Origin of the sequence: Mycoplana azooxidifex, from assembly GCF_014196765.1 — a bacterium.
Lineage (GTDB): Bacteria > Pseudomonadota > Alphaproteobacteria > Rhizobiales > Rhizobiaceae > Mycoplana > Mycoplana azooxidifex.
In genome coordinates, this window is record NZ_JACIEE010000015.1 from 44,706 (window position 1) to 62,199 (window position 17,494).

At 61.3% G+C, this 17,494-nt stretch carries 21 protein-coding genes and 3 tRNA genes; 15 read left to right on the top strand and 9 right to left on the bottom strand.

Going from position 1 to position 17,494, the window contains the following annotated elements; all coding sequences use genetic code 11:
• Window positions 1-64: 64 nt before the first annotated feature.
• Window positions 65-565 carry a DUF192 domain-containing protein gene (locus GGQ64_RS25995; protein ID WP_183808217.1) on the bottom strand — a complete coding sequence of 167 codons (501 nt, stop codon included), beginning with the start codon at window positions 563-565 and terminating at the stop codon, window positions 65-67.
• Entirely contained in the window at window positions 565-1,143 is a 579-nt protein-coding gene (locus GGQ64_RS26000; protein ID WP_183808218.1) for a cold-shock protein, read from the bottom strand. Before GGQ64_RS26000 ends, GGQ64_RS25995 begins: the two co-directional genes overlap by 1 nt.
• A gap of 203 nt (window positions 1,144-1,346) precedes the next feature.
• Here GGQ64_RS26000 and GGQ64_RS26005 point away from each other — a divergent pair, with 203 nt between their 5' ends.
• The 4 genes from GGQ64_RS26005 to GGQ64_RS26020 all read left to right on the top strand — a co-directional run bounded on the left by GGQ64_RS26005 (window position 1,347) and on the right by GGQ64_RS26020 (window position 3,979).
• Window positions 1,347-1,787, top strand: a complete 441-nt coding sequence (locus tag GGQ64_RS26005; protein WP_183808219.1) for a VOC family protein — start codon at window positions 1,347-1,349, stop codon at window positions 1,785-1,787.
• A gap of 397 nt (window positions 1,788-2,184) precedes the next feature.
• On the top strand, window positions 2,185-3,501 hold the full coding sequence (locus tag GGQ64_RS26010; protein WP_183808220.1) for a D-Ala-D-Ala carboxypeptidase family metallohydrolase: 1,317 nt from the start codon (window positions 2,185-2,187) through the stop codon (window positions 3,499-3,501).
• A 179-nt stretch (window positions 3,502-3,680) separates the two neighbouring features.
• Window positions 3,681-3,755 (top strand) — tRNA-Glu (locus GGQ64_RS26015).
• Between the two features lie 149 nt (window positions 3,756-3,904).
• Window positions 3,905-3,979: transfer RNA gene (locus GGQ64_RS26020), tRNA-Glu, on the top strand.
• A 49-nt stretch (window positions 3,980-4,028) separates the two neighbouring features.
• On the opposite strand, the gene GGQ64_RS26025 is transcribed toward GGQ64_RS26020, so the two are convergent.
• Window positions 4,029-4,253, bottom strand: a complete 225-nt coding sequence (locus GGQ64_RS26025) for a hypothetical protein (protein WP_183808221.1) — start codon at window positions 4,251-4,253, stop codon at window positions 4,029-4,031.
• Window positions 4,254-4,293: 40 nt separating this feature from the next.
• Here GGQ64_RS26025 and GGQ64_RS26030 point away from each other — a divergent pair, with 40 nt between their 5' ends.
• On the top strand, window positions 4,294-6,159 hold the full coding sequence (locus GGQ64_RS26030) for a heavy metal translocating P-type ATPase (protein ID WP_183808222.1): 1,866 nt from the start codon (window positions 4,294-4,296) through the stop codon (window positions 6,157-6,159).
• A 295-nt stretch (window positions 6,160-6,454) separates the two neighbouring features.
• On the opposite strand, the gene GGQ64_RS26035 is transcribed toward GGQ64_RS26030, so the two are convergent.
• Window positions 6,455-7,342, bottom strand: a complete 888-nt coding sequence (locus GGQ64_RS26035) for a sigma-70 family RNA polymerase sigma factor (protein ID WP_183808292.1) — start codon at window positions 7,340-7,342, stop codon at window positions 6,455-6,457.
• Between the two features lie 214 nt (window positions 7,343-7,556).
• Between GGQ64_RS26035 and GGQ64_RS26040 the strand changes: the two genes are divergently transcribed.
• The 4 genes from GGQ64_RS26040 (at window position 7,557) to ku (GGQ64_RS26055) (ending at window position 10,726) form a co-directional block, all read left to right on the top strand.
• Window positions 7,557-8,009 carry a carboxymuconolactone decarboxylase family protein gene (locus GGQ64_RS26040; RefSeq protein WP_183808223.1) on the top strand — a complete coding sequence of 151 codons (453 nt, stop codon included), beginning with the start codon at window positions 7,557-7,559 and terminating at the stop codon, window positions 8,007-8,009.
• A gap of 347 nt (window positions 8,010-8,356) precedes the next feature.
• A complete protein-coding gene (locus tag GGQ64_RS26045; protein ID WP_183808224.1) occupies window positions 8,357-8,842 on the top strand; it encodes a sigma-70 family RNA polymerase sigma factor in 486 nt (161 codons plus the stop codon).
• 147 nt (window positions 8,843-8,989) lie between these two features.
• The gene (gene ku / locus GGQ64_RS26050; RefSeq protein WP_183808225.1) at window positions 8,990-9,901 is read left to right on the top strand and encodes a non-homologous end joining protein Ku; all 912 of its coding nucleotides are present in this window, start codon (window positions 8,990-8,992) and stop codon (window positions 9,899-9,901) included.
• A 12-nt stretch (window positions 9,902-9,913) separates the two neighbouring features.
• Window positions 9,914-10,726 carry a non-homologous end joining protein Ku gene (ku, locus tag GGQ64_RS26055; RefSeq protein ID WP_183808226.1) on the top strand — a complete coding sequence of 271 codons (813 nt, stop codon included), beginning with the start codon at window positions 9,914-9,916 and terminating at the stop codon, window positions 10,724-10,726.
• Between the two features lie 84 nt (window positions 10,727-10,810).
• On the opposite strand, the gene ligD is transcribed toward ku (GGQ64_RS26055), so the two are convergent.
• Entirely contained in the window at window positions 10,811-11,740 is a 930-nt protein-coding gene (gene ligD, locus GGQ64_RS26060; RefSeq protein ID WP_183808227.1) for a non-homologous end-joining DNA ligase, read from the bottom strand.
• Between the two features lie 301 nt (window positions 11,741-12,041).
• Between ligD and GGQ64_RS26065 the strand changes: the two genes are divergently transcribed.
• Both GGQ64_RS26065 and GGQ64_RS26070 read left to right on the top strand, forming a co-directional pair.
• A complete protein-coding gene (locus GGQ64_RS26065; protein ID WP_183808297.1) occupies window positions 12,042-12,272 on the top strand; it encodes a hypothetical protein in 231 nt (76 codons plus the stop codon).
• On the top strand, window positions 12,269-12,556 hold the full coding sequence (locus GGQ64_RS26070; RefSeq protein WP_183808228.1) for a hypothetical protein: 288 nt from the start codon (window positions 12,269-12,271) through the stop codon (window positions 12,554-12,556). The genes GGQ64_RS26065 and GGQ64_RS26070 overlap by 4 nt, the downstream gene beginning before the upstream one ends.
• A 159-nt stretch (window positions 12,557-12,715) precedes the next feature.
• Here the strand turns inward: GGQ64_RS26070 and GGQ64_RS26075 are convergent, their stop codons facing one another.
• The 4 genes from GGQ64_RS26075 to GGQ64_RS26090 all read right to left on the bottom strand — a co-directional run bounded on the left by GGQ64_RS26075 (window position 12,716) and on the right by GGQ64_RS26090 (window position 14,338).
• Window positions 12,716-13,117, bottom strand: a complete 402-nt coding sequence (locus GGQ64_RS26075; protein ID WP_183808229.1) for a hypothetical protein — start codon at window positions 13,115-13,117, stop codon at window positions 12,716-12,718.
• Window positions 13,118-13,234: 117 nt separating this feature from the next.
• Window positions 13,235-13,561, bottom strand: coding sequence for a phage holin family protein (locus tag GGQ64_RS26080; protein ID WP_183808230.1), 327 nt, complete (start codon window positions 13,559-13,561; stop codon window positions 13,235-13,237).
• Window positions 13,562-13,646: 85 nt separating this feature from the next.
• A complete protein-coding gene (locus GGQ64_RS26085) occupies window positions 13,647-14,006 on the bottom strand; it encodes a peptidoglycan-binding domain-containing protein (RefSeq protein ID WP_183808231.1) in 360 nt (119 codons plus the stop codon).
• Between the two features lie 80 nt (window positions 14,007-14,086).
• Window positions 14,087-14,338, bottom strand: coding sequence for a tail protein X (locus GGQ64_RS26090; RefSeq protein ID WP_183808232.1), 252 nt, complete (start codon window positions 14,336-14,338; stop codon window positions 14,087-14,089).
• Window positions 14,339-14,513: 175 nt separating this feature from the next.
• Here GGQ64_RS26090 and GGQ64_RS26095 point away from each other — a divergent pair, with 175 nt between their 5' ends.
• The 4 genes from GGQ64_RS26095 (at window position 14,514) to GGQ64_RS26110 (ending at window position 17,431) form a co-directional block, all read left to right on the top strand.
• Window positions 14,514-14,981 carry a hypothetical protein gene (locus GGQ64_RS26095; protein WP_183808233.1) on the top strand — a complete coding sequence of 156 codons (468 nt, stop codon included), beginning with the start codon at window positions 14,514-14,516 and terminating at the stop codon, window positions 14,979-14,981.
• Between the two features lie 85 nt (window positions 14,982-15,066).
• Window positions 15,067-15,657 (top strand): J domain-containing protein, encoded by a 591-nt coding sequence (locus GGQ64_RS26100; protein ID WP_343059582.1) that lies wholly within the window; start codon window positions 15,067-15,069, stop codon window positions 15,655-15,657.
• A 245-nt stretch (window positions 15,658-15,902) separates the two neighbouring features.
• Complete coding sequence (locus GGQ64_RS26105) at window positions 15,903-17,045, top strand: tyrosine-type recombinase/integrase (RefSeq protein WP_183808234.1); 1,143 nt, start codon at window positions 15,903-15,905, stop codon at window positions 17,043-17,045.
• 311 nt (window positions 17,046-17,356) lie between these two features.
• Window positions 17,357-17,431 (top strand) — tRNA-Glu (locus GGQ64_RS26110).
• The last annotated feature ends 63 nt before the right edge of the window (window positions 17,432-17,494 follow it).

The window sequence follows — 17,494 nt, forward strand, 5'->3', positions numbered from 1 at the left end:
TACACGGATTCGGCGCCTGTCCCAATCCGCGTCGTTGACCGCGTCGAAAGTCCGGCCGTCGCCCTCACGGCTGCCCGCCGCTGCCCGATATCACCGGACTTTCGACGCGATCACCCGTGCGGATGCCGAGCTTGCGCGCCGCGCCGCCGTTGAGCTCGAGGACATAGGCCACCGGCACGCGCGAATCGATGATCGCCTCGGACAGCGGCTCGGCCTTCTCGCGGATGGTGCGGATCGCGCCGCCCTCGTCTATGAAGAGCATGTCCAGCGGCAGGTAGGTGTTCTTCATCCACATCAGCACCTGGCGGGTCTCGCCGAAGGAGAACAGCATGCCGCGGTCGTCCGCCATCGTGCGGCGGTTCATCAGCCCCTGCGCGCGCTGGCGGGGCGTCAGCGCCAGCTCGACCGTGAAGGCATGGCGGGCGCCGCCTTGCGTGACGATCGAAAGCTGGCCCTCCTGGAAGGTCTCTTCCGCCAGCGCCGGCCCGAGGCCGGCAAGCAACAAAAAAAGCGCCACGAGGGCGCTGTAGATGCGACGGAGATTCGGGCGGACAGCCTTGGCCATCAATGCGCCCGGTTGCCCGGCATCGGGTTGTCCGGGTGGATTTCGGCCGCCATCAGACCCTTCTCGCCGTCGCCGAAGCGCACCAGCACGACCTGGCCCGGGCGAAGCTCCGTCAGGCCGAAGCGGCGCAGCGTCTCCATGTGGATGAATATGTCCTCGGTCCCCTCCCCGCGGGTCAGGAATCCGAACCCCTTCGTGCGGTTGAACCACTTGACCAGCACCCGTTCGAGGCCGCTGGTCGCGGTGACCTGCACGTGGGTCTTGACCGGCGGCATCTGCGAGGGATGCACGGCGGTCGACTGGTCCATGGAAAGGATGCGGAAGGCCTGGAAGCCGCGGTCGCGGCGCTGGATCAGGGCCACCACGCGGGTGCCTTCCAGCACCGTCTGGTAGCCGTCCCGGCGAAGGCAGGTGACGTGGACCAGCACGTCCTGCATGCCGTTGTCCGGCACGATGAACCCGAAACCCTTGGCGACGTCGAACCATTTGATGACGCCGGTGATCTCGATCAGGTCGACCGCCTCGCCACCCTGGTCATCACGCTCTGTGATTTCCTTCGTAGACATCCTGTCCGCCATGATCTGCCCAGCCCCTCGATTACGCGTCACATGTTTTACGGTTAACTGATTCTTGCCAACCAGAATAACATCGTCCCAATGCGGTAGGGCAAGCCTTCACGAAAAGTTTTGCCCGCAACTCTCTATAGACCGCGAGGCTTGCCTCTGGCTGACAAACTCCTATCTTCCCGCCCATTCGTTCATCCTATCTAAGGATTTCAGGCATGCGCTACCTTCACACCATGGTCCGGGTCACCGACATCGAGCAGTCGCTTCGTTTTTACCGGGACCTGATGGGCTTCGTTGAAACCCGCAGGATCGAAAACGACAAGGGGCGCTTCACCCTGATCTTCCTCGCAGCCCCCGAGGACGTCGCCGCCGCAAGGGCCAATGCCGCCCCCTGCATCGAGCTCACCTACAACTGGGATCCAGAGACCTACGCCGGCGGGCGCAACTTCGGGCACCTCGCCTATGAGGTAGATGACATCTACGGCTTCTGCCAGAAGCTGATGGATAACGGTGTTGCGATCAACCGACCGCCCCGCGACGGTCACATGGCCTTCGTGCGCTCGCCCGACGGCATCTCGTTCGAGATCCTCCAGAAGGGAGAGCGCCTGCCGCCGGCCGAACCCTGGTCCTCCATGGCGAACACCGGCAGTTGGTAAGCCTCGCACAACGCTTCCGCTCTAGCACTCCATACTGATCGCAGGCGCCTGCCTTCCGGTCGTCGCCCGGGCAATCGACCGGGCGCGGCCGACTGCAACGCCTGCGCGCAATTTCACCACGGTTTCGCCGTCTTTTGCCCGGAATATGCCGCGGCTGTCGGCGGGTGGATGATTCCCAGAGGGAGGAGAGCCCCGGCGCCGCCCCGATGGCTTCGTTCCGGTGGAATTTAGAGCAAGCGGCCCGCATTGCCATGCGCGCCTGCGGGGGAGCCACGACGGGCCATTCCTTCCCGAAGAGCTTCCCAGGTGCGGACGAGCGCGGCCGATCCCTTCGGCCGACGCGGAAAATGCAGGGGATCCGAACCTCATGACGACGTGCGGAATTGGTAGAAATGCGATGAGGCTGCGGAACGGGCTGCTGATGGCCGTCTCCGCGCTGGTGCTGAACGGTTGCGTATCGGCATCCGGCGACATGCAATCCGAGGACAACGCCGCGCTTGCGGAGACGACCTCGGGGCAACAGGAACAGGCGCAAGGAGACGCAGGTGCGGACGGCTACCGCGATCCGATGGTCAATGCCGGCCGAGGCGACGGCCCGTCGGCGCAGTCCGGCACAGCCAACGATCCCTCCGAACCGCCGAACCTTGCGGATGCGATCATGCAGCCCGCCCAGGTGAACGCCAGCCAGACCAGCATCTTCGCTTCCGCCGCCCCCGCTGTCGCATCCGAGGATACGACCGCAGGCGCCGCTCCGGAACCAGCCGGTCGCGCGATCACCAATCTCTACCAGGCCAATCCGGGCGCTTCCCCTGCCGGCGGCGGCGAGACCACAGGCTCGATCCCCGCCACGCCGGGCTCACTGGTCACGCCCGGCGCCGTACCTGCGTCCGATGAGGAGGCATCCGTCGTTCCCGACCACGTTCCAGTCCCGACCAGCGTCCGCTCGGCGCTGGTGGCCGAAGGCGAAGGCAACGATGCCCAACGGGCGCTGGCGGCGACCGCGGCAGGTGGCACCACCGCCGCCACGGAAACGGAAACGGAAACGGCAGCAGCCTCCGGCACCGGGGATCGCGACGAGCCTGCCGGCAGCCCCGAAACGCGTTTGACGCTCGCAGCGCTGTTTGCCGCCAAGCGCAAGACGGCGAACGCCGACCAGGCCGAAAAGCCGGCGCCGGCGCGACAGGCGAGGCTCCTCACCCGCGAAACGGCCGCCGCCCGCCAGATGGCCTCGCTCGCTCCCTCCGCCCTGCCCGGCGTCACGTCGACCGTGGCACCCGGCGACCACTCCGAACTCGAGGAAGACGGTCCCGACAATGACGACAATGGCGGGGTAACCGAGGTCGCCTCGCTTGCGGGACTGGCACGCCTGTCGCCCAACGGCCTCTGGCTGCAGACGGAGAAGGTCAACACCGGCTGCTTCAAGCCGGAATTGCTGACCGTCCTGAAATCGATAGAGCAGCACTACGGCAAGCCGGTCATCGTCACCTCCGGCGTCCGTGCGATGAAACGCAACCGGGCGAAGCAGTCGCTCCACACCCGCTGCGAAGCGGCAGACATCCAGATCGCCGGCGTCAGCCGGTGGGAACTCGCCGAATACCTGCGCGCCATGCCGGGCCGCGGCGGCGTCGGCACCTACTGCCACACCGAATCCGTCCATATCGACATCGGCCCGGAACGCGACTGGAACTGGAGATGCCGCGGCAGGCGCAAGTAGGCATCGCCGTTACCGGCGGGCCGCGATTCTAGCGAATCTGCCGGACACCTCCGCAACGCATTGATAATAAATTGATTTCTCATCTTGGATATCCGCCCGGGACAGATGACGTTTTTTTGACATCCCGCCCGTTTGACGCTTGCGCAACCGCAAGACGCCCACTATAAACCGCCCCGCACGCGCCCTTCGTCTATCGGTTAGGACGTCAGATTTTCATTCTGAAAAGAGGGGTTCGACTCCCCTAGGGCGTGCCACCACCTTCCTTCCATCTCTCCGCACCCTCTGCGGCGCTGTCCCGCAAGTCAGCCTTCCCAGGTCCGTGCAGGCCTTGTGAATTATTTGCCGGAGCGCGCATTTTTCGCCTTGCACAAACCGGGTCGCCTGAGTAGAAGTCGCCCCGCACGCGCCCTTCGTCTATCGGTTAGGACGTCAGATTTTCATTCTGAAAAGAGGGGTTCGACTCCCCTAGGGCGTGCCAAAACTCCAATAAATCAATGGTACAGCACGGCGAGTGAGACAAAATCGTCTCATTGTTTTTCGATAGCTTTTTTTATTACTTGTCTCACCTTTTCGTCCAAAGTCCGCGCCTTCGCTTGACCTCCTGCTTTGCCCTGCTGCTCGATGTCCTGATGCTGGTCGTCGTCGCCCCAATTTTTATTGGTCCGGGGAAAGGCGGCGCTCACGCCAGGAAGCTCGGTATCGACGCCCAGTTCCCGCTTCGCAGCGAAGGCGCTACACTTCGAACGCTGCATTTCGAGTAGACCTTCTGCCGCGGCTAACGGGATTGATAGAATGGAGCATTCGACCGGCGACAGGCTGAAGACAGGTCTACTGCTGATTGCGGTCGGAGCCCTCGCCAGCGGTCTCGTTCTGGCATTTGGGATTGGGAGGACGGAGCTTGCCTCTAATGTCTGGCTCGTGGGCGTGGTCCCTGTTCTCGCCGCGCTCCTGATCGAAATCCTACGCAGCCTGCTTCGCGGTGAAGTCGGGCTCGACATAGTGGCGGCGCTCTCGATGTCGGCAGCGCTTCTGTTCGGCGAGACACTTGCGGCCGCCGTCGTCGCGGTCATGTATTCCGGAGGCACCTTCCTCGAGAGCTTCGCCGAGGGCCGCGCGCGACGCGAGATGCGAGACCTGCTCTCGCGCGTCCCCAGGACGGCAACACGGCACTGCAACGGCGCCCTGGAAGACGTGCCGCTTGATGCAATCCTGCCCGGCGACCGGCTGCTAATACGGCGGGGCGACGTGGTCCCCGTCGACGGCACTGTCGCGTCCTCTGCCGCCTTTCTCGACACGTCGGCACTGACGGGCGAGTCTCTTCCGCTGAAGACCGCGAGCGGGGGTGAGGCGATGAGCGGCTCGACGAATGCGGGAGAGGCATTCGACCTTGTTGCCATGCGACCTGCAAAGGACAGTACATATGCCGGCATCGTGCGCCTTGTTGAAGAGGCCCAGGCCTCGAAGGCGCCGATGTCGCGGCTCGCCGACCGATGGTCGCTGGCCTTCCTGCTGGTCACTTTGGCAATCGCCTTCTCGGCTTGGTGGTTAACCGGCGATCCGATTCGCGCTGTCGCCGTGCTTGTGGTGGCGACCCCGTGCCCGCTGATCTTGGCCGTGCCGGTGGCGCTGGTGGCCGGACTCTCTCGCGCCGCACGTTACGGGGTGCTGATCAAGGGAGCCGGACCACTTGAGGCGATGGCACGCGCGCGCACGCTGATCCTCGATAAGACTGGCACGCTCACCGACGGGCGGCCGCAGATTGTCTCGATCGGCACGTATGGGGGCATCCAGGAAGACGAGATGTTGAGCCTGGCGGCAGCGCTCGACCAGGCCACCAAGCACCCGGTAGCTCAGGCGATCGTCGCAGCGGCGGGCGAGCGTGGACTAGCACTACCGGTTCCAACAGAGGTGACCGAGACTCCAGGCGAGGGTCTAGCGGGGCTGGTCGGTGGTCGCTCTGTCGTCGTGGGCGGGCACGGCTTCGTGATCAGGCACGTTGGGGCGACTGCGGTGGAACCTCCGGCCCTGGCGGCGGGATCGGTTCTGGTGGCGGTCGGCATCGACGGCAAGCTCGCGGGCCACCTCGTCATGGCCGACCCCTTGCGCGACGACACCCATGGGATGCTTTCCGCCCTGCGCCGTCAGGGGGTCAGCCGCATCCTGCTGGCAACAGGGGACCGTCAAGACGTCGCCGAACGTGTTGCCGAGGGACTCGGGATCGACGGCATCCGCGCCGGCCTCACCCCAGACCAGAAGGTGCTACTGGTGCTCACGGAGCGCAAGCACGGCCCCCTGATGATGGTCGGCGACGGGGTGAACGATGCGCCGGCGCTGGCCGCGGCTGACATCGGCGTTGCCATGGGCGCGCGCGGGGCGGCGGCCTCAGCAGAGGCTGCGGACGTGGTCCTGCTTGTCGACCGTGTGGACCGAGTGGCAGTGGGCGTCGAGATTGCGCGCGGCGCGCGACGTATTGCCCTGGAAAGCGTGGTGGCGGGCATCGGGCTCTCCGTCATCGGCATGGTCGCTGCGGGCCTCGGCTATCTCACTCCCGTGCAGGGCGCGTTGATCCAGGAGGCAATCGACGTTGCCGTCATCCTCAATGCGCTGCGTGCGCTCCGCATCTGTCCGGCTGCGACAGCCGCACAGCCTCCGCCATAGAGAGCCGAACGTTTCAGAAAACGATTCAAACAGGAGTAGACTTGGCATCCGTAGATCACTGTGGTCCGGCATTCCACGGCGCACTTGAAGCAGCGCAGACGGCACGGGCATCATACGCGGCGCGGTACCAGCGCAACGCTGAGATCATCGCGGAGAGCTATGAGCAAGGCGTGACGGTCTGCGCTGTCGCGCGGCGTCACGGATTGCCCCCCGCAGAAATCAAGCCCGTGGCCTGAGAGTACCGCTTAGATGAAGGCTGTGTGCGGCCGAGCGCTCGCAGGCCGCAGCGGCGATCTCAAACGTCAATATGCGTCAGCTTATCCGGGTTTTTGACGATATAGATCGCGAAGATCTTACCGTCGCGAATGCCAAGAGCTGTAATTTGCAGCACACCATTTGGATCAAGGCTCACATACCCGGGCAGGCCGTCAATAGTTGCAGTCCGCAGCAAGGTGGGCGGAGTCGCGGTCTTTCGCTGAGCGGAAACGAAGAGTCGCAATGCACGTTCCAAGCCGCGGATGACTTCTCGGAACGCCAGCACCTTGCCGCCGCCGTCGCTGTGTATCTCGACATCGCGCGCGAGCAACGCCGAAAGCGCGGTGACATCGCCGTCACGCGATGCAGCAAAAAACGCGCGAGCGATTCCCTCGGCCTCTGCCGCCCCGACGCTATATCGCGGTCGAGCGTTCTGAACATTTTTGCGTGCTCGAGAAGCAAGTTGGCGAACGGCGGCGGGTTCACGTTCAAGCACGACCGCGATCTCAGTCAGCGCTACGTCGAACACTTCGTGGAGCAGGAAGGCCGCCCGTTCTAGCGGCGATAAACGCTCCAACGCTAACATTAGCGTCACAGTGACATCGTCAGCAATGGCTTCTTGCGTATCAACAGGCTCGACCAACGGCTCGGGCAGCCATGGGCCGACATAAACCTCGCGCCGCGCTCGCGCCGACTTCATCCGGTCGAGGCATAGTCGTGTGACAATGCGGGTGAGATAGGCGGTCGGAGTGCGGACTTCGTCTTCGACGCGTGCCCAACGCAACCACGCGTCCTGTACGACATCTTCCGCCTCGGTAATCGACCCTAGCATCCGATAGCTCAAGCGCAACAATCGTTTACGCTCCACGGTGAATTCTACAATCCTCTGGTCGCTGAGCGATACGTCAGCGCTTGCTTCTTTGGCCATCGCCCCCTCACGGATGTTATGATCCCGGTCCGTCTCGTTCATGCCGTTTGTCTCATGCCACTTTCCTCGCGACCGCCTGACTAGTGGACGAGCGAGTTTGGGCAAGTGTGACATCGCACTGCAAAAAATAGAATCGGGTCGAGATGTCACGCCTCCAATTGACGCGTCGTCAACCGAGCAGCGCCGGCTGTGGCGCAAATTCAAGGAGACCATTATGAATGAGACCACGCGCCTCAATTGGTACGAGGTAGCACCCGCTGGAGCAAAAGCCCTGTTCGGCGTCCATCACTACGTCACCCACACGAATTTGCCTGAGGAGCTTATTCATCTAGTGTTCCTACGCGTATCCCAGATCAATGGATGCGCACATTGTATCGACCTACACACCCGCGATCTACTAAAGACCATGGCGGCCGACAAGGTCGCTCTGATTCCGGTATGGGAAGAGGTGCCGTATCTTTTCTCCGAACAGTACCGCGCGGCGCTGGCCTGGGCCGAGGAGGTGACGCTAGTCAGCGAGACCCATGCTTCTGACCAGGCCTATGCTGCTGTTTCGGCAGTTTTCGAGCCTAAGGATCTGGTTGATCTTACAATCACGATCGCAGCTATGAACGCTTTCAACCGGCTAGGCGCACCATTCCGGCTTCCGGTGAAAGCGCAGCCGTGAAAACGCCCTGGAGCCGTTGCTTGGCCACGACGGCACCACTTGTGTTTATGAATCGCTAGCTTGCAGGCACCGCTTGCTTGCAGTGTTACGACCGGGATAGGGTCGAAACAGGACCTTCATCAATGGGTACAGGCTCCTCCCGGTCGGTGCATTCATGTCATAAAAGCAGCGATAGTGATCGGAACAGGCACTCGCGCTCAGTCCACTTCTCGTGGCCGAGCTACGCGTGCCAGTAGTTAGCATCATTGGCGCCACAACCAGCAAATTATACTTCTTGCGGAATAGGTCATCTTGCGCTGGAACAATGTTCGCTTTGGTTCATTCCTTTCCGCTAGCGGGAGGTAGCGATGACCCCAGTGGAAGCAGAAACAGTCCGCGCTCAGATCGTTGCGCTGATACCAGTCCTGAAGCGGTTCGCCTTAAAGCTGCGATATCAGGAACCCGATGACCTAGTTCAGGAAACTCTCACAAAAGCACTCGCTCGACTGGAGGGTTTCTCTCCAGGTAGCAATTTAAAGGGTTGGCTTTTCACCATCATGAGAAATGCGTTCTGCACCGGGTGCCTACGGGCGAAGCGCGAGTCGCCGGGGCGCGATTTCGACTTCGAGGAGATCGCAATAGTCGCTATGCCTACCCAGGAGTGGCATCTGCAAGGATGCGAACTCGAACGCGCCTTACGAGAGCTCCCCCGCGAACGGCAAGTGCTGTTTGACCTGATTTTTGTGCAAGGCGAGTCCTATAAGCGGGCGGCATTCGAGATGCATTGCGCAATCGGCACGATCAAGAGCCGGGTCAATCGGATGAGAAAGCAGCTGTCTAGCGAGTTGAACTAGCCACGCTAGGCGTAGGTTTCCCTTCACGATTTAAGTAAACCTCCGATAGCAGTTTGCCTTCCGCTTCTAAGAATTTGCGCTTCGGGCTGGAACGATTCATCTTGACACGGCTTTGAATCTCATTCGGGGTGATTCGAGGTTTGTGTCATGGCTGCAGCGCACCGTGCCCAGTGGAAGGGCTTCCTTAAGTTCGGCGAGGTTTCGTGCGGGGTCGCGCTCTATACGGCGGCCAGCACGTCCGAGCGCATTTCCTTCAACACGATCAATCAGTCGTCCGGCAACCGTGTGAACCGCATTTTCGTCGACAGCGAGACTGAGGACCCGGTACCGAAAGAACAACAGATTAAGGGCTTTGAGGTCGAGAACGGGCAGTATATCCAGATCGATCCTGAGGAGATCGCCGCCACTATTCCTGAGAGCGATAAGACGCTCGCCGTTGAAGTGTTCATTCCTTGCGACGAGATCGACGACGTCTACTTCGACAAGCCGTATTATCTGACACCTGACAAGATGGGAAGCGATGCGTTTGTGGCCCTGCGAGACGGCATGAAAAAGTCCAAGGTCGCCGCCATTGCCAAAGCCGTCCTTTTCCGCAGGATGCGCACGGTGCTGATACGCCCACACGGCAAGGGTCTGATCGCAACCACTCTTAATTACGATTATGAGGTCCGCTCGCCTAAGGCCGCATTCGAGGAGATGCCAAAGCTGCGCATCAAAGGGGAGATGCTCGATCTCGCCAAGCACATTATCGCCACCAAAAAGGGGGACTTCGATCCGGCAACATTTGATGACCGCTACGAGGCCGCCCTCGCCGAGCTGGTCAAGGCAAAGTTGGAAGGAAAGTCGTTGCCGAAGCCGAAGAAGGTGGAGGTATCAAAGCCCGACGACCTGTTGGCTGCCCTACGAAAAAGCGCTGCCTTGCTTAAGGAGGGGGCTGAGGACGGCGGGCCTAAGCGTACCACCGCCAATGCCAACAAGGGCACCAGACGGGAGCGGGCCGCACGTGGTGCCTCCAAAGCGGCCTCGTCTGGGGAATCTCCGCGCCGCAAGGCAAGCTAACAGGAGACTGTCATGGCGCAGCGCTATTATTGGAAAGGCTATCTCAAACTGTCGCTGGTCACCTGCCCCGTCATCATGATGCCGGCAACCAGCGAGAGCGAAAAGGTCCGCTTCCATACCCTCAACCGCGAAACCGGGAACCGGGTGGTGTCTCAATACGTGGATTCCGTTTCTGGAGAGCCGGTCAAGGAAGAAGACGAGGCCAAGGGTTACGCCCGCGGGGAAAATGACTATGTGATCCTCACCGAGGACGACCTCGATCGGGTCGCACTCGATACTGTGAAGACGATCGACATCGATAAATTTGTTCAGGCGGAGACTATCGAGTGGGTTTACCTTGAGAAGCCCCATTATTTAATGCCCGGCGATGCCGTAGGGAATGAAGCATTTGCCGTTATCAGGGATGCAATGAAAGCCGACAAGGTCGTGGGTGTCTCCAGAGTGGTGATGGGACGCCGTGAACGAGCCGTCATTCTGGAACCCCGCGACGAAGGCATCGTCCTGTGGACACTTCGGTTCGGCAACGAGATAAGGCCTGAGGACAGTTACTTCGAGGACATTGAGAAGGAATCGGATCCTGATCTCGTTCCCCTCGTTCAAGAGCTTATAGAGAAGAAATCTGCGCACTGGTCACCAGACATGGTGAGGGACCCCATTCAGACCAGCCTGCTAAACCTGATTGAGGAAAAGAAGAAGACCTTGAAACCCAAGAAGTCGGCAAAGGGAAAGAATTCCAAGACAGAACCGAAGTCGAATGTCATCAACATCATGGATGCACTTCGGAGCAGCGTCGACGCAGAACTCAAGGCCCGAAAAACTCGGTAAAAGGCGGCGGCAGGAACTACCTGCATTGTTCGGGAGGTTCTGGACGAGACCTCTATCTTGGCTTTGTGGTCCGTGTGTTCACGCTCAATCCGGTAACCGGTAGACCGAGGCTGCATCCGCCTCTTCCCGCAGTCCCTTGAATGACGCGTGCCGAAGCTTGCCGTCGTGGGTCCAGGCGCGGAACTCGATCTCGGCCACGACCACGGGTTTAACGAACACGCCCTTGCGCTTTCCCACGTCGATCGCAGCTTTTGGAACCGCGATCGCGTCGAGGTGGCGACGGAGCGCCGTTCCGGTTTTTGCAGTAAAGCCAGTCCCTACGCCGCCGACATAGACCAACTGATCGCCCTTCCGGGCTGCCAGCAGTAGACGCCCGATACCTCCTAGGGCCACGCGCGAAGGCTCATAGCCGACGATAGCAAACCCCTCGCTCTGCACGCATTTGATCTTCACCCAATCTCCATTGCGGCCGGCTCGATAAGGCATATCGATATTCTTGCCGATGATCCCCTCAAGGCCCATTTGGCATGCGGCATCGATCAAGAGCGCGCCATCCGAGCCTATGTCTTCGGACAGGCGAATTACCCCCTCCTCTACGTGGAGCATTTTCTCCAGAAGGGAGCGACGGCCATGCAACGGCAATCGGGTCAGATCTTGGCCATTCAGATAGAGGAGATCGAACGCGAAGAATAACGCCTCCTCCGCGCTCCGCTTCCCGCCTCGCCCGCCAAGCGCCTGCTGGAGAGCGCCAAAATCCGACCGGTTTTGCTCATTGAGCACGACCGCCTCGCCATCGAGAATGGCCGTTTCAACTTCGAGATGGCGGGCCGCGCTGGCGATAGAGGGGAACCTCTCCGTCCAATCGTGACCGCCGCGGGTTATCACACTGACCCGGCCAGGCTCTATGTGCACAGCGAGGCGATAACCATCCCACTTGACCTCGTACATCCATTGTCGGCCGACAGGAGGTTTGCTTTTTAGCAGCGCGAGGCAGGGCTCGATGCGTGCCGGCATCGGGTCATCGTGAGTGGGGCTAGAGGAATTACGTTTGGACATGCCCCATATTGCGTCACCCGCGTTTTTGTTCCCGTCTGGAACATTTCTCCCCGAACAAAGGTTCTGTGTGTGGGGCTGACCGCGGGCCCCAGGCGCCATTTAGCGCCGGTACGGGTAATGGCCCGGAAAGCCAGCGGAAGCTCACGCATGGGCCTCCGCTGGTCACCCCTCGCATCAGACGAGATTGCCCGGCGCAGGATACGTTTAGAACTGTAAAAACCGCTTGCGCGCCCTATCCTCCGTCATAATGGAGGACGCAATGACTGACATCCCTTCGCCGCGAAAATCACTGAGCCTAGACCGCCTGACCGATTGCGAAGAGGCGCTCGAGGCAAAACTGCAGCAACTTGTCTGGGAGGCCGTGAAGGCGGGGTGGGACGAGGTAGAAGCCTGTACTGCTATTGCCACGTTGGCCGATCATCATATCCTTGCTGTGCTGGATAATCGCAAAACGGACGCGGCCCTGTCGTGGGCCCGCAAGAGGCAATGACCTGGCAGAAAAAATTCCGATGGGTCCGGACGTGGGGCGACGAAACCGGCATCGACGGCAAACCGCATGAGGACTATCAGGGGTTCGATGGTGAGGTCAGCATCGGCCGGATCTACCTCGACCAGCAGCCCTTGAAGGCGGGGAAATGGTTCTGGGCGATCCAGTACCCAAAGGGTGCGAAGCCGTGGCTGCCGAATAGCGGCTGGGTGCCGACGGCAGCAGATGCCGCCCGTATGGTCGAAGAGACGTGGGACCGTCAGAAGGAACGAGCCGAGAATGGCTGACGGGGATCCACGCGATCTTGGGTGGCTCTACGCGCTGATCGTCGGCGGCCTGCTGCTCGCGCTGGCGAGTATGGCAGGGCATGTATGGCAGGTGCTGGGGTGAGTTGGGACCGAGAGTGATCCCGACGAGACATGCACCGGGTGTTCGGCGCTTGGTGATCAGTTTCTGATCGACGCCTCTTCCGGTTCGGCGAGAAGGAGGCGGATCGCATGGCTGACCTTTGCCGCATCCTCCCGGCTCAGTGCGATCGTCGTCTCACCGGTTTCCGTCTCGAATAGCAGGCCGAGACCGTATCCTTCCAGAGTCCCGATGTTGAAGTTGGTGGGCCGGATGGCCTTCACCACCTTGCGATCGGACTCAGCAAGGTGCGGGTCCGCCTCCCGGCGCCGCCGCTCCCATGTCACCGCGAGAGCTTGCAGCGTCTCGATCGTGCGATCCAGTTCTGCCGGCGTGAGGGCGACCGCCAAGCGGTCCCCGGCGAAGACTTCCAGCACAACCGCTGCCAGGTCGGCCGATAGGTGAACCTTGAGATCCTGCAAGTACGCGGCGTCGATCTGCATCAATCCCTCCGTGCATTCGCGGGGACGGTATCCCCGAAGGCGCAGAAAAACCAGCAACAAAAAAGCCCCCGCAGCCGAAGCCGCGGGGGAAAGATATAGATCTGGAATTGCTGAAGATCACGCCTTGCCGATCCGACCGTTAAGCCATTTCGCAAGCAGGACCTCGGTGCCTCGAGGGCCTAAGTAGGCGAGGCCGCCTACGATAGCCGGCCGCAGCAAGGGGCCGGCCTCGATGTATGTCGCGACTCCCTCGCCTATCAGCCCCATGCCAACAGCGAAGGGCAACTCCCACAGGAGTTCCCGGCCGAAGAAGACGCGCTTGGATCGCCGAACCTCGGCGGTATGCCACATGAGCCGCCCGGTCAGAGCGGCGATGAGTGTCGTGACGCCGCCGCCAAACCAGGCTTGCAGCATCTCGGAAAGCGTCTGGTATTTGTCCGACATCAACCGCCCCGGATCTAGTGTTCGACCGGAGGCTGGCGTTTCAACAGCCCGGCGAATCCGTCACGGGTGATGTTGATCGCGAGCTTCACGATCTTGTCGGCGACCAATACGCCGCCGGCGACATAGGCAGCCGTCGCGGCATCGAAGCACGATCGAGCAGGGTCGCGCTTGCCGGTGCGCTTCCGGCCATCGCGCTCTTGTCGGGTTCCGGCCGGCCCGGAACCACCGGCGCCGTCGCTCGCTTGAGCGCGGTAAGGGTCTGAGTCCCCACCCGCCCGTCGACAACAAGACCGGCTCTCTCCTGAAAGAGCCGCACGGCAGTTTCCGTCAGACCGCCGAAATCTCCGTCGGTCTTGAGTTTCGGTGAAGCGCCGGCGGCGTTCAGCATGGTCTGGAGATCACGGACAGCAGCGCCCCGTGAGCCGACAACCAATAACGTCGACATGTGATAGCCCTCTCAATGCAAAAAGGCCCGGGGTGAGACCGGGCCTTGGTGGAGATCAGTATGGAGGATGGTGCTGGCCTCTAGTCCCAGAGCCGGCGGAAGGGTGTCGGCGTCGGAGACGTGACGATCGGAGGGAGCTTAATCACGACGCCCGCTGGGAGCTTCGCGGGTCGATCGGCCAATCCGGGATTGGCGTTGTAGATCAGCTCCGTCCTGCGGCGATGGAGGCCGTAGTAGCCGTAGGCAACCTCGTCGACCATGTCTCCGTCTATGGTCACGTAGGCGACCGTGCCGTCAGCCGCGGTCAGGTATCTGCGGGATCGGTCAATCATGCCGAGGGTACCTCGCATTCGAGAGAGGTGATGTAGGGAGAGCTCGAGGAAAAGGTGTGCGTGACGGTCTTGATCCGCCACAGGCCATCAACGCCCTCGCGGCACCCTGTGACGCTCGCCCACCTATGGAGACATCTTCGCGGATGTCGCCGGCCAGATCGGTGTCGAACTTATCATGGCCGAGGAGCTCAAATCGATCCCGAACCCTTATGAAGCCCAGGCCGAGGAGGACGGCCTGGAGTTCTTGAACCGCATAGGGGAGAAGATAAATGCGGCCGTCTCCGTGAAGTCGCAGCGATTGGTCGTCGTCTTGAAAGGTGCTGGCCAGAGCGTCGGCGGCGTCCAGTTGGATCTCGTGGTGGTCACAAATGGGAAGAACATCCTCTCCTACGAGGTGACCCTGAAGGACGAGCCGAAGCACGGCGAAGTCGAGGCGTCCTACTACGACCGAAAGAAAAACAGCAGGGAAGTCACGACGGCCGGCACTGGGATGGAGGGGCCGAAGTTCGTGATCCCTACACCCTTCCAGAACAAAGAGGACGCACAGCGCGCGACCGATGCGAAGGTGAAAGAGCTGGTGCGTGCCCAGGCCGATGCGAGCTTTGTCATCGACGGCGCGCCCTTTGCGCAGGCTGAAGCATGACGGCGGCCGCCAGCTGCCGAGCAATCGACAGTGCGTGCTCGAGGCGCCCGGTGTTCACGTCCGGATGCCCGGTCACTGTTAGGGCGTGCTCGATGTTCTGCCCTACCCCCTCACCTGGCCGGCGAATATGCCGCGCACGAAAACCCAGCTGCGCTCGCAGTTCCGTACCGGTCTGCCCTCCGCCCTCAAGAATGTCCGGAAGTCGATCGCCGCCTTTTCAAGCGACAGTGGCAAAGCGATTGCCGACCTCGTCATTTCCTCCAACGTCACCCTCGGCGATGACCGCCCGCGCGATATCGGTGTGGCGGTATGGTTCACATGGGACGGCCTTTCCGTCTGCATCGCCGTCGATCGCTACCCGAACGTCGAGAGCAACCTCCAGGCTATCCATCTGATCCTCGAGGCGCGGCGCACTGAGCTCCGGCACGGCGGGCTCAACATTGTCAGGGCGACTTTTACCGGCTTTCAGGCCCTGCCGGCGCCGGCGCAGCGAAGCTGGCGGGACGTGTTCGGCTTCAATAGTGAGGAGGCGGACCGGATCAACCGCGCCATGATCGACGGTCGCTATCGGCTGCTTGCGGCGGAACGACACCCGGACCGTGCCAGCGGATCACATGAGCTGATGGCCGAACTCAATCGCGCCCGCGCCGAAGCGCTGGCGGAGGTCGGGGCCTGAGATGAAGAAAGCGGAACGCCTCCACGTTTTGCCCCCCAGCCTGCCCCCTTTCGGGGTCGACCGTGTTCAGGCCGCGGCCTTGGTGGGTATAGGCGAAACCCTCTTCGACCGTTGTGTGGAGCTCGGGCTTCTACCGCAGCCTCGGGTTATCGGAGGTCGATTTATTTATGATGTAGGTGAGGTCTATGAAGCCTTTAAGAGAATCCCCCACCGCGCCGCCGATGGCAGCACTGACGGAGCGCCACTTGACGCAGGATACGGCAGCAGCAAGCCTTGGGACGATGCCTAGGCCCCGCAAGCACGACAAACTGCCGAAGGGTGTGACGTTTGACCCGGACCGGCACAACAACCCGCGCTACTATTTTCGTACTGCGGGCAAGGCGAAGGTGCGTCTTCGCGAGACACCCGGAACAACTGCATTTGACGACGAAGTGGCATGTGCACGACTCGGCCAGCCCTACAGCCGCCCGGGAGAAGTCCCGGCCCCGATCGGCGGCAAATCAAAGACGCCCGCGGAAGGCACTCTCGGATGGCTTGTAACAGAGTATAAGCGCCGGGCGGCAGGATCCGTCACCAATCGCACGATGGAGACCCGAGCAAGAATTCTTGAGGAGGTGTGCCAAAGTCTCACCCCCAAGAAGAAGCTGCCAAGGGGCCACCTTCCGTTCGCCTCCATGGAAAAGAAGCACATCACAGAGATTCGCGACGAGCTTCGCCCGACCCCAGGCGCCCGGAACGATATCGTCAAGGCACTCAGCGCGATGTTCACCTGGGCCGTCGATACGGCCGATCTCTGCAAGATGAATCCTTGCAGCGGGATCAAGCGCCTCAAGTCTGGCGACGGCTTCCACACGTGGACCGAAGAAGAAGTCCGCCAGTTCGAAGCGAAGCATCCCGCCGGTAGCCGGGCCCGCCTCGCACTGAACATCGGTCTCTACACCGGGTTTCGTCTGCAGACGATGGCGATCTTCGGCCGCCAGCATGTCACCGCTGACGGATGGATCAAGATTCGTCCGGCGAAGACGGCAAGGTCAAGCGGAGTTGACGTCGATATCCCGATGCTGCCCGAACTGGAGACGGCGCTCGCCGATGGTCCGGTCGGCAACATGACCTTCCTTGTGACCGAGTACGGGAAACCGTTCTCCGTCAAGGGTCTCGGCAACAAAATGCGTGACTGGTGCGACGAGGCGAAGCTGTTCCATTGTTCCATGCATGGCTTGCGGAAAGCCGGTGCGACCCGGGCGGCCGAGAACGGCGCGACCGAGAAGCAGCTGATGGCGATTTTTGGTTGGACCACTATGGAACAGGCCAGCTACTACACCGAGAAAGCGAACCGAAAGAAGCTGGCCGGCGCAGGGATGAAGTTCCTGTCGAAGGAACAGAAGTAGCACAGAGTTTGTCTCACCTTTTCCGGGGTGGCAAAAAGTGAGACAAAAACGTCGAAATTATCCAGCTATTTCAAGGTCCAATATTTCAGCTGGAACTCCCCTAGGGCGTGCCACTCCCCTCAAACAACCGTGTCCTTCCTTCGTACGCTCTTGCAAAGCTGGCGGCGATCTGTTCCGCGTTGCGCGGACGCCCGGCCTCCCACGCAACCTCCCCTCCGACAGCCGCCGGAAAATCCCCGGAAATTTGCGCCGAATCATCATTTTAGGGCTTGCGCGACACGGGGGCGCTGGCTAGAAGACGCCCACCGCACGCGCCCTTCGTCTATCGGTTAGGACGTCAGATTTTCATTCTGAAAAGAGGGGTTCGACTCCCCTAGGGCGTGCCACTTCTTCCCTCTCGATACCGCGATCTGCGGGCTGTTTCGTCCGGCCTTCCGACAGCGCATGTC

Excerpts from the sequence above, each read along its gene's own strand:
- GGQ64_RS26085 (WP_183808231.1), bottom strand. The coding sequence starts at position 14,006 with ATGTCGACGTTATTGGTTGTCGGCTCACGGGGCGCTGCTGTCCGTGAT.
- GGQ64_RS26035 (WP_183808292.1), bottom strand. The coding sequence starts at position 7,342 with ATGGCCAAAGAAGCAAGCGCTGACGTATCGCTCAGCGACCAGAGGATT.
- GGQ64_RS26045 (WP_183808224.1), top strand. The coding sequence starts at position 8,357 with ATGACCCCAGTGGAAGCAGAAACAGTCCGCGCTCAGATCGTTGCGCTG.
- GGQ64_RS26095 (WP_183808233.1), top strand. The coding sequence starts at position 14,514 with ATGGCCGAGGAGCTCAAATCGATCCCGAACCCTTATGAAGCCCAGGCC.
- GGQ64_RS26040 (WP_183808223.1), top strand. The coding sequence starts at position 7,557 with ATGAATGAGACCACGCGCCTCAATTGGTACGAGGTAGCACCCGCTGGA.
- GGQ64_RS26010 (WP_183808220.1), top strand. The coding sequence starts at position 2,185 with ATGAGGCTGCGGAACGGGCTGCTGATGGCCGTCTCCGCGCTGGTGCTG.
- ku (WP_183808226.1), top strand. The coding sequence starts at position 9,914 with ATGGCGCAGCGCTATTATTGGAAAGGCTATCTCAAACTGTCGCTGGTC.
- GGQ64_RS26065 (WP_183808297.1), top strand. The coding sequence starts at position 12,042 with ATGACTGACATCCCTTCGCCGCGAAAATCACTGAGCCTAGACCGCCTG.
- GGQ64_RS26000 (WP_183808218.1), bottom strand. The coding sequence starts at position 1,143 with ATGGCGGACAGGATGTCTACGAAGGAAATCACAGAGCGTGATGACCAG.
- GGQ64_RS26005 (WP_183808219.1), top strand. The coding sequence starts at position 1,347 with ATGCGCTACCTTCACACCATGGTCCGGGTCACCGACATCGAGCAGTCG.
- GGQ64_RS26025 (WP_183808221.1), bottom strand. The coding sequence starts at position 4,253 with ATGCAGCGTTCGAAGTGTAGCGCCTTCGCTGCGAAGCGGGAACTGGGC.
- GGQ64_RS26080 (WP_183808230.1), bottom strand. The coding sequence starts at position 13,561 with ATGTCGGACAAATACCAGACGCTTTCCGAGATGCTGCAAGCCTGGTTT.
- GGQ64_RS26075 (WP_183808229.1), bottom strand. The coding sequence starts at position 13,117 with ATGCAGATCGACGCCGCGTACTTGCAGGATCTCAAGGTTCACCTATCG.
- GGQ64_RS25995 (WP_183808217.1), bottom strand. The coding sequence starts at position 565 with ATGGCCAAGGCTGTCCGCCCGAATCTCCGTCGCATCTACAGCGCCCTC.
- GGQ64_RS26090 (WP_183808232.1), bottom strand. The coding sequence starts at position 14,338 with ATGATTGACCGATCCCGCAGATACCTGACCGCGGCTGACGGCACGGTC.
- ku (WP_183808225.1), top strand. The coding sequence starts at position 8,990 with ATGGCTGCAGCGCACCGTGCCCAGTGGAAGGGCTTCCTTAAGTTCGGC.
- ligD (WP_183808227.1), bottom strand. The coding sequence starts at position 11,740 with ATGCCGGCACGCATCGAGCCCTGCCTCGCGCTGCTAAAAAGCAAACCT.
- GGQ64_RS26070 (WP_183808228.1), top strand. The coding sequence starts at position 12,269 with ATGACCTGGCAGAAAAAATTCCGATGGGTCCGGACGTGGGGCGACGAA.
- GGQ64_RS26030 (WP_183808222.1), top strand. The coding sequence starts at position 4,294 with ATGGAGCATTCGACCGGCGACAGGCTGAAGACAGGTCTACTGCTGATT.